We start from the raw sequence: 15337 nt of genomic DNA, 5'->3' as shown, positions 1-15337 counted from the left end.
AACGCCGGTGTACCCGGCCTTCGCCGGGTTACACGCCGCTGTCCCGCTCAGGCGCCGATGAGCAGACCGTCCAGGTTCGCCACCTCGAGCACCATCCGGACCATCGGGCCGGGCTCGCGCAGGCGCAGCGTGATGCCCTTGAGCTCGGCGGCCCGGCGGGCGGCGACCAGCATGCCGATGCCGGAGGAGTCCAGGAACGTCACGGCGTGCATGTCGACCTCGATGCGGCCGTCCTGCTTGTCCGCCACCACCTGCCGCAGCACCTCGCGCAGGTAGGTCGCGGTCTCCAGGTCGATGTCACCCTCGGGGGTGACCACGACGGTGTCACCCTGGCGTTCCACGGTGCAGTCGAATGCCATGTCAGCTCCGCTCTGTCCTCGCACGGCTGTCCGTCCGGCACCCATTGTCGCGGATCACCGATCGCCGCCACCTCCGGCCCGGGCGACCAGCGCGGTGGCGACGTCGCGCAGCTTGCGGTGGGAATCCTGGGAGATCTTGGTGAGGACCTGGAACGCCTCGTCGGCCGTGCACCGGCGGCGGCCCATGACGATGCCCTTGGCCTGCTCGATCACGGCCCGGCCGGCCATCGCGGTCTGCAGCTGGTGGGCCAGCCGGACCGTGACGCCGTACAGGTTGGCGTTGGCCAGGGCGACCGCCGCGTAGCCGGCGAAGGTCTGGGCCAGGACCACCGCGTCGTCGTCGAAGGCCGCGTCCGTGACGCCGTAGAGATTGAGCGCGCCGTCGATCTGCTCCTCGATCGGCAGTCCGATCGACAGGGAGCTGCGGGCCCCGGCCGCCACCGCATGCTTCGCCCAGTCCGGCCAGCGCGCCTCGCCGGCGAGGTCGGGCACCGAGACGGTCGCCTGCGCGGCGGCGGCTTCCAGGCACGGCCCGATCCCGCGCTGGTACTGCCATTCGTCCAGGGTCAGCGCCAGGTGCCCGGTGTGGGCGGCGGTCTCGGCGGTCGATCCGCGGACCATGGTGACGGAGACCTCGTCGGCCCCGGGGACGGTGCGCCGCGCCAGCTCGGCGACCCGCGACAGCACCCCCTGCAGGTCGTTCTCGGCGAGGTTGATGCGGCCCAGCTCAGCGAAGGCGGCTGTGGGATCCAACCGGTCCGGTGACATCTACGGCGTACTTCCTGTCCACCCGGCCGGTGACCTGGGCATCGATGGCGGAACTGCCGGCCGGGGCAGTGGCCGGACCCTGCCCCTGGCGGACACAGGCTTCCGCCGCCGGGCCCCCGGCAACGACAGGCGGGGCGCATACCCCGATCCGCCGGCGTTAACCGTCGGACTTCCCGGTCTGCTCCGAGGGATCCTGGCGATCGCAACCCGCCCGCACCCCGGCCGGTAGAAAATGACCTCTCGGTAGGTCGGCCGGCGAAGCGGGGGCGGGTGACATGGTGGCTGCGCGCAGCGGATCGGGAAGCCACCGCCGAACGGGTCCGGGTGCGCAACGCGTGCTCAGGGCCTGGCAGGGCTTCCTGCTGGCCGGCAGCGTCGTGGCGGCCGCCGCCACGTTCGCCGCGCCCGCCGGCCGTGAGGCCGCCTACGCGCTGCTGTGCCTGGCCGTCGTCGGTGCCGTGGTCACCGGCGTCCGGCAGCACCGGCCCGCGCGCCCGCTGGGCTGGTGGCTGCTGGCCGCCGGCATGGGTTGCGGCGCGGTCGCGCACAGCCGGTGGGTCCTCCAGCAGCCGGCCACCGTGCTGAACGCGGTGGTCACCTGGACCGATGTCGTCTACTTCTCGATGTACCTGCTGGTCGCCGCCGCCGTGGCGGCCCTGTCGGCATCCCGGCGCCGGGGTGCGGCGCTGGCGGGCATGACCGAGGCGGGCATCGTGGCCTGCACGGCGATCGTGCTCGCCTGGGTCTTCCTGCTGGACCCGTTGATGAACGACCGCGACGACTGGTCGGCCGGTGCCGCCGTGCTCGCCTACCCGTTCCTGGACCTGCTCGTTCTCACCATGGTGGTCCGGCTGCGCTTCACCACGCGGGCGCTGAGCCGCGCCCAGCAGTTCCTCGTGCTGGCCGTCGCCGTGGTCCTGGCCGCGGACGTGGCCTACATCGTCGCCGTGATGGCCGGCGGCCGGTGGGCCGGATCGGCCTTCAGCGCCGCCGGCTGGCTGATGTTCCTGGTGCTGCTCGGCGCGGCCGCCCTGCACCCGTCCATGGCCGTCGAGCCCCGCGCCGACGAGAGCCGCCTGCCGGGCAACGGCCGGTGGACCATGGCCGGTCTGCTGGCTGTCGTGCTGATCGGCCCGGCGGCCACCAGCTACGCCCTGGTGCAGGACATCGCCGAGGGAGAGCTCGACGTCATCGACGTCTTCCTGCCGCTCGGCGCCACCGCGGTCACCTCCGTCCTGCTCATCGCCCGCCTGACCCGCGCCAGTGCCCTGGCCCGGCGGCGCGCGGACGACCTGCAGGAGGCCGTGGAGTACCAGGCCACGCTGCAACGGGAGATGAGCCACCTCGCCCTGCACGATCCGCTGACCGGCCTGCCCAACCGCCTGTACCTGGACCGTGAGCTGCGCGCCCGGGCGCACCACGACGATCCCGGCTGCCTGTTGCTGCTGGACGTCGACGGTTTCAAGCACATCAACGAGAGCCTGGGTCACCCGATCGGGGACGCGCTGCTGGTCGCCCTCGGGCAGCGGCTGCGGCACACCGTCGGCCCCGACGCGCTGCTCGCCCGCCTCGGTGGCGACGAGTTCGCCGTCCTGATGCCGTGCGGTGACGCCGAGGCGGTCGACAACCGGTGTGCGGACATCCTGGCCGCGGTACGGCGGCCCGCCGACATCCACGGTCACCGCCTGCACGTGACGATCAGCATCGGGGTACGCCGTCCGGCCGCCCCGGCCGGCGGCACCGACGCCCTCAGCGACGCCGACCTGGCCCTGTACGAGGCCAAGGCCGCGGGCCGGGACCGGGCGGTGACCTACGACGCCGGCCTGCGCGAGCGGCAGGTGGAGCGCACCGAGCTGATCGACCGGCTGCGCGCCGCCCTCACCACCGAGCAGTTCACCGTGTACTACCAGCCGATCGTCACGCTGAGCACCGGCGGTTTCGACGCGGTCGAGGCGCTGGTGCGCTGGTTCCCCCGGCCGGGCGAGCTCGTCGGCCCGGACCGGTTCATCCCGGCCGCCGAGGACAGCGGGCTCATCGTCGCCCTCGGCGAGCGGGTGCTGCGGCAGGCCTGCCGGGACGCCGCCGGCTGGCACCGGCAGCACGGTACGGCGGTGACCGTCAACGTCTCTCCCCGGCAGCTCATGGAGCCCGGCTACGCCGCGACGGTCGACCGGGCGCTGCGGGACTCCGGGTTGCCGCCCAGCGCGCTGATCCTGGAGATCACCGAGGGCATGCTGGTCGGTGCCGCGAACCGGGACGACCGGACCATCGCCCAGCTCACCGCGTTACGCCGGCAGGGCGTCCGGGTCGCGGTCGACGACTTCGGCACCGGCTACTCGTCGCTGGCCTACCTGCGCGACCTGCCCATCGACATCCTCAAGATCGACCGGTCGTTCCTGCCGGCGGACGGGTCCGGCGCGGCCGAGCGGCAGCTGTCGTTCGTCCGGACCATCGTCGATCTGGCCCACAATCTGGGGCTGGCCGCGGTGGCCGAGGGTGTCGAGACCCCGGCCCAGGTCGCCGTCCTGCGCGAGCTCGGCTGCGACAAGGGCCAGGGCTACCACTTCGGGCGTCCGATCGGCGCCGCCGAGACGTCCGAGGTCCTGGCCGCGGCTCGGCTCGCCGCGGCGTTCCCGGTCGGTGCATGAGTCTGTGTCACCGGGGTAGGCGCCCGCCATGACGAGCTTGATCCAGACATTCCTCCGCGAGCGCCGCGACGTCCTGGTCGATGAGCTCATCGAGTGGGCTCGCCTGCGTTCGGTGGCCGGAGTGCCGGATCTGCTCCGGTCGGCCAACTGGCTGGCCGCCGCCCTGCGCAGCACCGGATTCCCCACCGTGGAGGTCCGGCCGGTCGAGGGCGCCCCGGCGGTCTACGCCGAGTGGCGCGCCGCCCCGGGCGCACCCACCGTGCTGATCTACAGCCACCACGACGTGCGGGCGGCCAAGGACGAGCTCTGGGAGGAGACGGCACCGTTCGAGCCGGTGGCGCGCGACGGCCGGGTCTACAGGCGCGGCACCTCCGACGCCAAGGAGCTCCTCGTCGAGGGGGAGGAGGATGCCGGCTCGACCCACCTCGCCGCTCTGATCGAGGAGCACCGTGCGCGGCTGGTCGCCGACCTCGTGCTTTTTTCCGACACCCTCACCTGGCGGGCCGACCACCCCGCGCCGCCGCGCCGAGCTCGCCGCCCTGCCGTTCACCGAGCAGGACTGGCTGGAACGCTCGGAGACCCGCAGCGTCACGGGCGAGGCCGGCTACACCGTGCTGGAGAAGCTCTGGACCCGGCCCGCGGCGGAGATCATCACCATGGTCGCCGGCGACCCGGTCGGCGTCACCCGCTCGGCGATCCCCGCGGTGGCCTCGGCGACCATCAGCATCCGTACGGTGACCGGTCAGCGGTGCGCCGACGTGGCCGAGCAGCTGCGGCGCTGGGTCGCCGAGACCATCAGTGAGGCCGTCGACCACCGGCTGACGGTGGCCGAGGAGACGATGCAGGAGCCGTACGAGACCCCGCAGGACCTGCCGGCGCTCGAAGCGCTGGTGGCTGCGGTCGAGGACGGCTTCGGCGTACCGGCCGGCCGGATGGGCAACGCCGGCGGCGGCCCGGCCGAGCTGTTGGCCCGCGAGCTGGGTTGCCCGGTCATGTTCTTCGGCACCGGCCTGCCGGAGGACCGCTGGCACGACAGCGACGAGCGGGTGTCCATCGAGATGCCGGTCAACGGTGCGGCGACGCTCGCGTACCTGTGGCAGCGCCTGGCCTGAGCGGGGTGTAGGCGGACGGAGGAGGGGAATCCGGCGTCGCGGCAACCTCCCGGCGCGGCGAACGCTCGTGGACCAGGACCTCGCCGCGGCCCTGAACGGACCGAAAAGATCTTCATTAACTGATGGCTGACTGTGAGATCGCTGGGTATTCCGGGCCACACGTCTCGGAAATGGAGGGGCACAAATGGCCCAGTCCCTCGGCTCGGCGCCCGGCACGGGCACCATCCGCAGCCTGATCCCGGCTCGCATCGACCGGCTCAACTGGTCCCCGTTCCACACCCGCATGGTCATGGCGCTCGGCACGGCGTGGGTCCTCGACGGCATCGAGATCACCATCGCCGGTGCCATCGGCCCGGTGCTCACCGACCAGGCCACCCTCGGCCTGAGCACCACCGAGGTCGGCGCCATCGCCACGGTCTACCTGCTCGGTGAGGTGTTCGGCGCGCTGTTCTTCGGCCGGCTCTCCGACGCGCTCGGCCGCAAGAACCTGTTCGTCGTCACCCTCGGCGTCTACCTCGCCGGCAACGCTCTCACCGCGCTGACCTGGGGCAACAGCACCCTCGCACTGATCTTCCTGTACCTGACCAGATTCATAGCCGGGGCCGGTATCGGCGGTGAGTACGCCGCGATCAACTCCGCCATCGACGAGATGATGCCGGCCAAGTACCGCGGCCGGGTCGACATCGGCGTCAACGGCACCTACTGGGGCGGCGCGATCATCGGCACGCTGGGCACCTTCGTGCTGCTCAACCAGGTCGACCTGAACATCGGCTGGCGGATCGGCTTCCTGATCGGCCCGGTCCTGGGCGCGCTGATCTGGAACATGCGCCGGCATCTGCCGGAGAGCCCGCGCTGGCTCATCATGCACGGGCGGGAGGCCGAGGCCGAGGACAACATCAAGATCATCGAGCACGAGGCGGAGAAGGCCGGGCAGCGGCTGGCGCCGGTGGACGAGTCCAAGGCCATCGAGATCCAGCCGGCCAAGGCGCACGGCTACCTGTCGCTGCTGCGGGTGCTCTTCAAGCAGTACCCGTCCCGGTCGATCCTGGGCGCCACGCTGATGATCACCCAGTCGTTCCTCTACAACGCGATCTTCTTCACCTACACCCTGGTGCTGACCGACATCTACGGCGTCGACAAGGAGGACGCGCCGCTCTACCTGATCGCGTTCGCGCTGGGCAACCTGATCGGTCCGCTGACCATCGGGCACCTCTTCGACGTGATCGGGCGGCGCAAGATGATCGCCGGCACCTATCTGCTCTCCGGTGTGCTGCTGGCGATCACCGCGTTCCTGTTCAACGCCGGGGTGTTGAACGCGATCACCCAGACCGTCGCGTGGAGTGTGATCTTCTTCTTCGCGTCGGCCGGGGCCAGCTCGGCGTACCTGACCGTCAGCGAGATCTTCCCGCTGGAGATCCGGGCCCAGGCCATCGCGGTTTTCTTCGCCATCGCCCAGTGCTTCGGCGCGATCGGACCGGTCTTCTACGGCTACCTGATCGGCGAGGGTGACCCCGGCAAATTGCTGATCGGCTACCTGATCGGCGCGGGCGTGATGATCATCGGCGGCATCGTCGAGATCTTCCTGGGCATCGACGCGGAGGGTAAGTCCCTGGAGGACGTCGCCGCGCCGCTGTCCGCGGTCACCTCCCGGCCGCGCGCGACCGGCTGACCGTCCCGCGCTCCGACAAGCAATTGCCCGGTCACCCCGAGGGGGGTGACCGGGCAATTGTCTGCGCGTACCAGGGGGCGGCGGAGCCGGCGGCTCCTCCAGGGCCGGCCGGGACGGTCGACGAGGGGCGAAGAAAGCTCAGATTCATCACATCTTCCCTCGATCGGAGTGACCGGCTACCTACGGATGAGCGCTTCTCGGCCGACTCGCCAGAATGACTCATACTTTCGGCTAGTCATAGCTCCACTCTTCGGCTACGGTCTACTGCATCGGTCAAGAAGGCGCCGAGATCACCACCATGCGATGTCTCTGTCGCGGTGCGAACCTCACGCCTCTTGACGTGCAGATGTGTTCCTCCGCCGCGGCAGTCCGCGGGCGATCCGGCAACGGACGCCCCCGACTCAGCGTTCGAGAAGAGGAACCATCATGTACGCACCTGCCACGAGGCCGATCCAGTCCCGTCGCCCGTCCGACTACGGCGACGCCGCGACGGAGGAGCGGGGCGTGGAGCTGATCGCGGCCCTGGCGCGGACCCCGCAGGGCGACCCGGCCCGCCCGCGGCTGCGGGACGAGACCATCGAGGCCTGGCTGCCGATGACCCGGCGCCTCGCCCGCCGCTACGCCGGTCGCGGCGAGCCGCTGGACGACCTGGTCCAGGCCGCGACCGTCGGCCTGATCAAGGCGATCGACCGGTTCGACGCCGAGGTCGGCGTCGACTTCACGGTCTTCGCGATCCCCACCATTCTCGGCGAGATCAAGCGGCACTTCCGCGACCGCGCGTGGGCCATCCGGGTCCCGCGGCGGCTCCAGGAGATGCGGATGGCGATCAGTGACGCCGGTACGGTCCTGGCGCACAGCCTCGGGCGGGCTCCCACGGTCGCCGACATCGCCACCTACCTCAAGGTCAGCGAGGAGGCGGTGCTCGAAGGCCTGGAGGGCGCCCGCGCGTACAGCACGACCTCGCTCTCCACGCCGGTCGGTACCGAGAGCGGCACGCTGGAGCTCGGCGACACCCTGGGCGCCGAGGACGACGACTACGCCCGTACCGAGCTGCACCTGAGTCTGGGACCCGCGATGAAGTGCCTCACGGAGCGCGAGCGGACCATCGTGACGCTGCGCTTCTTCGGCAACCAGACGCAGACCCAGATCGCCACTCAGATCGGGGTGTCGCAGATGCACGTGTCGCGGCTGCTGTCGGCCGCGCTGCTCAAGCTGCGGACCCGGCTCGGCCCCGACGCCTGCTGAGCCCACCTCAGCGACGGGCCCGGCTGCTCCGGCGCCGGGCCGGCACCACCGCGATCACCACAGCGACGGGGTCCTGCCGGGACAGTCCACGCTCGATCTCCGCCGGCACCCGGCGACCCCGTTCGTCGCGCAGCTCCGACCCTTCCGGCCACGGGAAGCAGCGCTCCTTCCCCGGCTCGCCGGATTCAAACCCGCCGATTCGTGGTCGCCGGTTAGAAGCCGCCGTAGGTGGGTAGGCCGCCGTCATCCGTACGGTGGAGGAGAAGGCATGACTGCTGTCACCCCGCGCCCGGTAGTGACCCGGCCGTGGCCGGTCCGGCGTCAGATCCGTGGTTCCGCGCTGGCCCGCGTGCTGCGCACCACGGACGCGAAGCAGATCGGCATCATGTACATGACCACCGCCTTCGTGTTCTTCCTGGTCGGTGGCTTCATGGCCCTGCTCATGCGGGCCGAGCTGGCCCGCCCGGGCATGCAGTTCCTCTCGCCGGAGCAGTACAACCAGCTGTTCACGATGCACGGCACGATCATGCTGCTGTTCTTCGCGACGCCGATCGTGTTCGCCTTCGCCAACTTCGTGGTGCCGATCCAGATCGGCGCCCCGGACGTGGCCTTCCCGCGGTTGAACTCCTTCGCCTACTGGCTGTACCTGTTCGGCGGGACCATCGCCATCGGGGGGTTCCTGACTCCCGGCGGCGCCGCGGACTTCGGCTGGACGGCGTACACCCCGCTGAGCACCTCGCTGCATTCACCCGGCATCGGCGGCAACATGTGGGTCGTCGGGCTGGCCCTGTCCGGCCTGGGTACGATCCTCGGCGGCGTCAACATGATCACCACCATCCTGACGCTGCGGGCGCCGGGCATGACGATGTTCCGGATGCCGATCTTCACGTGGAACATCCTGATCACCAGCCTACTGGTCATCGCGGTCTTCCCGTTCCTGGCCGCGGCGCTGTTCGCGCTGGCCGCCGACCGCGTGCTCGGCGCGCACGTGTTCGACGTGGACACCGGCGGCCCGATGCTCTGGCAGCACCTGTTCTGGTTCTTCGGCCACCCCGAGGTCTACATCGTGGCGCTGCCGTTCTTCGGCATCGTCACCGAGGTCATCCCGGTCTTCAGCCGCAAGCCGGTCTTCGGCTACAAGGGCCTGGTCGGTGCCACGATCCTCATCGGCATGCTGTCGTTCAGCGTGTGGGCGCACCACATGTTCGCCACCGGACAGGTGCTGCTGCCGTTCTTCAGCCTGCTCAGCTTCCTCATCGCCGTGCCCACGGGCATGAAGTTCTTCGTCTGGATCGGCACGATGTGGCGTGGCCAGGTCAGCCTCGAGACCCCGATGCTGTTCGCGATCGGCTTCATGGCGACCTTCCTGCTCGGTGGCCTGACCGGTGTGCTGCTGGCCTCCCCGCCGATCGACTTCCACGTGCACGACAGCTACTTCGTCGTGGCCCACTTCCACTACGTGCTGTTCGGCACGATCGTGTTCGCGGTGTTCTCCGGCATCTACTTCTGGTTCCCGAAGATGTTCGGCCGGATGCTCGACGACCGCCTAGGAAAGATCCACTTCTGGCTGACGTTCCTCGGCTTCCACACCACCTTCCTGGTCCAGCACTGGCTGGGCGCGGAGGGCATGCCGCGGCGGTACGCCGACTACCTCGCGGACGACGGCTTCACCGCCCTCAACACCGTCTCGACCATCGGCTCGTTCATCCTCGGCGCGTCCACACTGCCGTTCCTGTACAACGTCTGGCACTCGTACAAGGCGGGGGTGCTGGTCACGGCGAACGACCCGTGGGGCCACGGCAACTCCCTGGAGTGGGCCACCTCGTCGCCGCCGCCGCTGCGCAACTTCGACAAGATGCCGCGGATCCGTTCCGAGCGGCCGGCCTTCGACGCGAAGTTCCCTCAGCTGGCCGCCGGTGAGCAGTCCGCGGCGGGACCACCGGAAGGCGGCGCCCGGCCGCTGAGCAGCGAATCCGACAGCGGCGCCCGGTACCAGGAGGACACCGACCACCGGCTCGAGGAAGGCCGGTAGGTCCCGGCGGTGGGCTCCTTGCCCACCGCCGGTTCTCGTGCTGTTCAGCCGCAGGAAGGCAGCCCCTTCAGAACGCCGCCGCGATAGGCGCCGATCCGGTCGAAAGCGCTGGCCTCCTGCTCGGACCCGGCCCGGCCGAACGCCAGCAGAGCGGCCACAGCCTCGTCGAGATCGCCGGGCGACAACCGGATCCCCGATGCGGGATCACGGGTCAGCAGATCGTTCGTCCATGCCCCGGCGAAGCAGTCCACCGCGAGCTGGCCCGCCCGGTCCTGAGTCCGCGCACCACGGCGGTCCTGGACCGCCCGGGCGAAGAGATCCCCGAGCAGCATGCCGACCGCGTTGTCCCCGATGCGCTGGTACAACTGCTGACCGAGCTGCTGGTCGTCGAACGCGACGAAATCGCCGTCCGGGCAGTAGAAGGCCGCACCGCCGGCCGAGGAGTCCGGGGCCGGGCAGGACGGCGCCGAGCCGCTCTCGAACGGCTGCACCCCCAGCGGCTCCCAGGGCCGGCCGGTGAGCTGCGGAAACACCCGTGCCCAGTACGCCTGGACGTCCTTGCTGAGGGAGTCGACCGCCTCCGCGTACGGCAGGTCCCCACCCCTGGCGGCCTCCTCCTGAGTGGTGAAGGGCACCTCGGTCACCGGCACGTTGTCCGCCCGGTAGCCGGCGCAGAGCGACACGCCCTTCTCCACGCCGTCCTGCATGGCCCGGATCCGGTCGAAGGCGTTGCCGTGCGCCTGCGGGTTCTGTGCCGCGGTGCCCGGCTCGTCACGCAGCAGCAACATCCCGGCGACCGTGTTGTCGAGCTGGGCCGGGGTGACGCTCGTGAACGCCGTCGACCGGCCGGCCAGCACGTCGGCGGTCCAGGCCCCGGCGAAACAGTCGGCCTGCTGCTCCAGTACGACCGTGGGCTGTTCGGTGACGCCCAGCCGGGACTGGATCGCGTGCCCGTACTCGTGGGCCATGACGAAGCCGACGAGCAGCGGGCCGAAATCGCTGTACAGCTGGGGGATCAGCGTCTCGGCGTCCCAGGCGATGAAGTCGCCGGCCGGGCAGTAGAAGGCGTTCGGCTGATACTGGGCGGCCTGGCCGCCGCAGGCCGGCGCCGGGTCGGACCGGGTGTACGGGTGGTAGCCGCCCTTGATCGGCGTGAAGGCGGCACCGCCGGCGACCCGCGGGTAGGCGGCCGACCAGAAGCGCTCGACGTCGCGCAGCGCCCCGGTCACGACGTCCCCGGGCACCGCGTCGGCCGACGCGTTGTTCATCCGGCCCAGGCCACCCGGCGGCACGGGCCGGCGCGGCTCGGTGCCGCCGGACGAGACGACCACACAACCGGAGGCGGCGGCGACCAGCACGCCGGCGAGCAGCCCTCGGACCAGTCTCTGCGCGATCACGGTCGGCCGGTCACGTGCCGTCGGACGCGGTACGCCCACCGGGGCCGTACGGCGAGACCTGGCTCTCGGGGACCGGGCTGTCACCGGCCCTGTCGTGGCTGCCGCCCGGCGGACTCGCCGGGTTCGCGTCCTCGGTGCGCTGCCCGCTGGTCGGCGACTCGCCGCTGCGGCGCAGTTCCGGCTGCTGAGGATTTGTCATGGTGGGCTCCTGTCCGTTGCCGGAGCGCCTACCCGATCTGCGGGGGGATATGTGCCCCGGATGCCTCACAAGTCCCGCCGGCACCGTGCCACGCGGTGAGCCAATGGCTGGAGAACGCCGGCGGGCGGTGGCCTGGGTGTCCGACAACGCCGTACGGACGCCGGACTGAGCGCGTACCGCTGGGGTCAGCCGGTCAGGCCGCAGTTGACCATGCCGAGCTCGGACCCTGCCGGGGGGTGCCCCGGCACGTCCGGCCGAGGCCGGGTCAGGCCGAACTGCTCCAGCAGGCCGGCGATCTGCAGCACCCGGTAGGTCATCGGGGTGGGGCCGGTCAGGAACAGCCGGCAGTCCAGCTGCCGGGCGTCGGCCTGGCAGCGCAGCAGCGCCTCGATGCCGGCGGCGGCCAGGAACGTCACGCCGGAGAGGTCCACGCCGAGAAGGCTCACCTTGCACGGTATCGCCGGACTGTTGTCGCTGACCACTACACGATCAGCTCGAGGGCCGCGGCGGCTGCTGGGCCCGGGCGACCAGGGCCGCCGCCACGTCGCGCAGCTTGCGGTTGGAGTCCTGCGACAGTTTGCTCATGATCCGGAACGCCTCGTCGGCGGTGCACCGGCGCTCGCCCATGATGATGCCCTTGGCCTGCTCGATCACCGCCCGGCTCTCCATCGCCGCCTGCATGTGCTGGGCCAGGGTGGCCGTGACGTCGTACAGGTGGGCGTTGGCCAGGGCCACCGCCGCGTAGCCGGCGAAGGTCTGGGCGAGGATGATCGCGTCGTCGTCGTACGCGTCGGGCTTGAGAGCGTAGACGTTCAGCGCGCCGCGCACCGTCTCGTGGATCGGCAGCCCGATCGACAGGGAGCTGTTGACCCCGGCCTCCCGGGCCCGGGCGGCCCAGTCCGGCCAGCGGCTCTCGGCGGCCATGTCCGGCAGCGACAGGCTGTCGCCCGAGGCGGACGCGTCCAGGCAGGGGCCGTGGCCCTCCTGGTACTGCGCTTCGTCCAGCGCGACGGCGAGGTCGCCCGTGTAGGCGGCCGTGTACGCGCCCTTGCCCCGGACCAGGGTCACGGAGACCTCGTCGGTGCCGGGGATGGTGCGTTTGGCCAGCTGGGCGATCTTGTTGAGCACGCCGTCGATGTCGGTCTCGCTCAGCTTGATCCGGCCGAGCTCGGCGAACGCGTCGGTCGGGTCCATGGGCTGTCTGTCGGTCATGAGCTATGCGTCCTCGGGTTGTGCACGTCACCGCGTCGCCGGTGCGGGTCGTGCGCTGTTGACTTCCGGACTCCCGGTGGCCGGCATCCGGTCGCGCCGCTTCATGACGCTTGCGCCGTCGCCGGTGCGGGCGGGGAACGCAGAGGTCCAGGTTAGCGGGCTCCGGCGGTTCCGCAGCAGGGCCGCGTGACCGCCACTTCAGAAAGTCCGCTGGTACAGCGAACATCCGCGGCAGACCTCCGGCGGTTCGCCGCCGGCCAACCGGCGCCGGAATTCCCGGTACGCGGACCCGTGCCAGATCTCCGGGAAGCTCTGCTCGTCGAGGCGGCCCAGGATGACCCGGTCGTCGCCCATGACCATGCAGCAGGGCTGGACGACCCCGGCGCTCGTGACGTACGCGGCCTCCCACGGCCACGAACATCCCCGGCCCCGCCCCGCCTGAGCCGGTGGCGCCGGTCCCAGCGCCGGGAGCCGCAGCGTGAGCCCGTGCTCGCGGGCCAGCCGGGCCGCCTCGGCGAACATCGCGGCGGCCCGTTCCAGGTCGGCTCCGGTCCAGAGTGCCTGGTCGGCGGTGAAGGTGCGGATGCCCTCGTACCGGCCGGCCGGGTCGGTGTCGGAGAAGTCGTGGGACAGGTTCTGCACGTGGAGCTCGTCGACGCCGATCCCGCCCAGCAGAGCGACCAGGGCGGGCAGCTCGCCCACGTTGTCGCGCATCGCCACGAACACCACCCGGATCCACGGGGTGGCGCTGTCCGCCGCCCGCTTGGCCCGGACCAGTCCGGCCAGGTTGGCCAGCACGGTGTCGAAGTGCGCGCCGTCGCGGATGGCCTCGTACGCGCCGGCGTGCGCGCCGTCCAGGGAGACGTGCAGCCAGTCGACCCGGCTCTCCACCAGCTCCCGGGCGCGCCGCGCGGTGAGCAGGGTGGCGTTGGTGTTGAAGCCGACGGTGATCCGCCGGGCGACCGCGGTCCGGATCATCTCCGGCAGGTGCGGGGACAGCAGTGGCTCGCCGAGGCCCTGCAGCGTCAGTCTGCGCAGCCCGGGCACCTCCCCGACCAGCCGGTGGAACAGCGGCAGCGCCATGGCGCCGGCCAGCTTGTTCACCGGCGGCCGGTAGCGCACCAGGCACATCATGCAGCGCAGGTTGCAGGCGGAGGTGATCTCCAGTTGCAGGTGCGGCGGCAGCGGGGGCGCCTCGAGGGTGGCCGGCATGGGCGCGGAGTGCCCAGCGGCGCCGGTGGGAAACGTGTCACCGGTCCGGCGGTCACCGGACGCCCCGGCCGGGCTACTTTGATAGAGGGTCAAGCCAAGTGCCCGTCGATTTCACTGACGGGAGAGGTATGTCCGATTCAGGCCAGCTGCCGCGCCGGCCGGCCCCGGATGTCGCGGACATCCCGGCCCCGGGCGACGGCATTCCCGCCCCGGCGGCCAGCGCGCAGGTCATCGCCCAGGACGGGTCGGTCATCGCCACCGTCGCCCGCCGCGTCCGCCCGCCCGAGCCCGGCGAAGCGGGTCCCGAGGTGGTCGTGAGCGTCCAGGGGGATCTCGACCTCGACACGGCCCCGCTGGCGCAGGCCACGCTGATCCAGGCCCTGGAAGGCGCCGAGCGGGTCTGCCTCGAGTTGAGCGGGGTGAGCTTCTTCGGCGCCGCGGGCGTCCGCGTCGTCATCGCCGCCCAGCTGCGCGCCGCGTCGCTGGGCCGGCAGCTGCGGCTCAGCGGCGTGCGAGGCATCACCGAACGAGTTCTCGTCCTCACCGGTGTGTATCGCGAGGGCTGAACACAGCACCGCGGCGCCGGGAGGCTCGGCTATCATCTTGGTCAGCCGCCGGCACCCCTGAAGGTGCGGGCGGTCCGGCGTCAAGCAGCGGCGCGGGTTCAGGGTTCCACCGTCCCTGGACAGGTAGTCCGTCCACTCCGCACGGCCGCCTCCCCGGGGCGGCAGCGTGCCCGCTGCAGGGAAAACAGACGTAGATGGCTCAGCAACCCACCGACCCGGCGGCCGCGTTCGCGGAGTTCGGCCGGATCAAGCTCGGCGAGACAGATCTGCACGGCGTCCTCACCCGCGTCGCCGAGCTCGCGCGGCGCACCCTGCCGGGTGCGGACGAGGTCTCGATCACCCTGGTCCGGGACGGGCGCCCGTACACCGCCGCGTACACCGGCGAGATCGCGTTGCAGCTCGACGAACGGCAGTACGAACGCGACGCGGGCCCCTGCCTGCAGGCCGCCTCGGAGAAGGTCACCATCTCCGTCCCGGACACGGCGAGCGACACCCGCTGGGACGGCTGGGCTCCCAAGGCCGCGGCCGCCGGCGTGGGCAGCGTGCTCTCGGTCGGCCTGCCGATCCTGGAGAGCGTCACCGGCGCGGTGAACATCTACGGCCTGCGCGAGCGAGCGTTCGACGACGACACGGTCCACCTGGCCCAGCGCTTCGCCGGCTACGCGACGGTCGCCCTGGCCAACGCCCACCTGCACGACAGCACGACCAACCTGGCCCAGCACATGCAGACCGCGATGGAGAGCCGGGCGGTGATCGAACAGGCCAAGGGCATCATCATGGGGGAGCGGCGGTGCAGCGCCGACGAGGCCTTCGCCGTGCTCACCAGGATCTCGCAGGACTCGAACCGCAAGCTGCGGGACGTGGCCGCCGCCCTCGTCGCCCGGGTCGAGAGCGGCTCGGCGCCCTGAGAAAGATCGC

The 15337-nt window shown here is 71.2% G+C and carries 14 protein-coding genes; 7 read left to right on the top strand and 7 right to left on the bottom strand.

Annotation, left to right across the window (positions count from 1 at the left end):
• Positions 1-47: 47 nt before the first annotated feature.
• On the bottom strand, positions 48-359 hold the full coding sequence (locus AB0C12_RS05595) for an STAS domain-containing protein (RefSeq protein WP_360544481.1): 312 nt from the start codon (positions 357-359) through the stop codon (positions 48-50).
• A 54-nt stretch (positions 360-413) separates the two neighbouring features.
• Positions 414-1127, bottom strand: a complete 714-nt coding sequence (locus AB0C12_RS05590; protein ID WP_360544479.1) for a GAF and ANTAR domain-containing protein — start codon at positions 1125-1127, stop codon at positions 414-416.
• A gap of 335 nt (positions 1128-1462) precedes the next feature.
• Between AB0C12_RS05590 and AB0C12_RS05585 the strand changes: the two genes are divergently transcribed.
• The 5 genes from AB0C12_RS05585 to ctaD all read left to right on the top strand — a co-directional run bounded on the left by AB0C12_RS05585 (position 1463) and on the right by ctaD (position 9833).
• Complete coding sequence (locus tag AB0C12_RS05585; RefSeq protein ID WP_360544477.1) at positions 1463-3775, top strand: bifunctional diguanylate cyclase/phosphodiesterase; 2313 nt, start codon at positions 1463-1465, stop codon at positions 3773-3775.
• Between the two features lie 449 nt (positions 3776-4224).
• Positions 4225-4887 carry a M20/M25/M40 family metallo-hydrolase gene (locus AB0C12_RS05580; RefSeq protein ID WP_360544475.1) on the top strand — a complete coding sequence of 221 codons (663 nt, stop codon included), beginning with the start codon at positions 4225-4227 and terminating at the stop codon, positions 4885-4887.
• A gap of 184 nt (positions 4888-5071) precedes the next feature.
• Complete coding sequence (locus AB0C12_RS05575) at positions 5072-6556, top strand: MFS transporter (RefSeq protein ID WP_360544473.1); 1485 nt, start codon at positions 5072-5074, stop codon at positions 6554-6556.
• A 426-nt stretch (positions 6557-6982) separates the two neighbouring features.
• Positions 6983-7801 (top strand): SigB/SigF/SigG family RNA polymerase sigma factor, encoded by an 819-nt coding sequence (locus AB0C12_RS05570; protein ID WP_360544471.1) that lies wholly within the window; start codon positions 6983-6985, stop codon positions 7799-7801.
• Positions 7802-8069: 268 nt separating this feature from the next.
• On the top strand, positions 8070-9833 hold the full coding sequence (gene ctaD, locus AB0C12_RS05565; protein ID WP_360544469.1) for a cytochrome c oxidase subunit I: 1764 nt from the start codon (positions 8070-8072) through the stop codon (positions 9831-9833).
• A gap of 44 nt (positions 9834-9877) precedes the next feature.
• Here ctaD and AB0C12_RS05560 read toward each other — a convergent pair whose 3' ends face one another.
• From AB0C12_RS05560 to AB0C12_RS05540, 5 genes are all read right to left on the bottom strand, one after another.
• Positions 9878-11230 carry a neutral zinc metallopeptidase gene (locus AB0C12_RS05560; RefSeq protein WP_360544467.1) on the bottom strand — a complete coding sequence of 451 codons (1353 nt, stop codon included), beginning with the start codon at positions 11228-11230 and terminating at the stop codon, positions 9878-9880.
• A gap of 10 nt (positions 11231-11240) precedes the next feature.
• Positions 11241-11429 carry a hypothetical protein gene (locus tag AB0C12_RS05555; RefSeq protein ID WP_360544465.1) on the bottom strand — a complete coding sequence of 63 codons (189 nt, stop codon included), beginning with the start codon at positions 11427-11429 and terminating at the stop codon, positions 11241-11243.
• Positions 11430-11614: 185 nt separating this feature from the next.
• Positions 11615-11875, bottom strand: coding sequence for an STAS domain-containing protein (locus AB0C12_RS05550; protein WP_360544463.1), 261 nt, complete (start codon positions 11873-11875; stop codon positions 11615-11617).
• Positions 11876-11918: 43 nt separating this feature from the next.
• On the bottom strand, positions 11919-12641 hold the full coding sequence (locus AB0C12_RS05545; RefSeq protein WP_360544461.1) for a GAF and ANTAR domain-containing protein: 723 nt from the start codon (positions 12639-12641) through the stop codon (positions 11919-11921).
• Between the two features lie 198 nt (positions 12642-12839).
• Positions 12840-13853 carry a radical SAM protein gene (locus AB0C12_RS05540; protein WP_360544459.1) on the bottom strand — a complete coding sequence of 338 codons (1014 nt, stop codon included), beginning with the start codon at positions 13851-13853 and terminating at the stop codon, positions 12840-12842.
• 128 nt (positions 13854-13981) lie between these two features.
• On the opposite strand from AB0C12_RS05540, the gene AB0C12_RS05535 reads away from it, so the two are divergent.
• Positions 13982-14419: an STAS domain-containing protein gene (locus AB0C12_RS05535; protein WP_360544457.1), complete on the top strand. Its 438-nt coding sequence runs from the start codon at positions 13982-13984 to the stop codon at positions 14417-14419.
• Positions 14420-14613: 194 nt separating this feature from the next.
• Positions 14614-15327 (top strand): GAF and ANTAR domain-containing protein, encoded by a 714-nt coding sequence (locus AB0C12_RS05530; RefSeq protein WP_360544455.1) that lies wholly within the window; start codon positions 14614-14616, stop codon positions 15325-15327.
• Positions 15328-15337: the final 10 nt, after the last annotated feature.

The sequence above is a fragment of the Actinoplanes sp. NPDC048967 genome (assembly GCF_040649415.1).
Taxonomy (GTDB): domain Bacteria; phylum Actinomycetota; class Actinomycetes; order Mycobacteriales; family Micromonosporaceae; genus Actinoplanes.
This window is presented reverse-complemented; position numbering and strand designations above follow the sequence as displayed.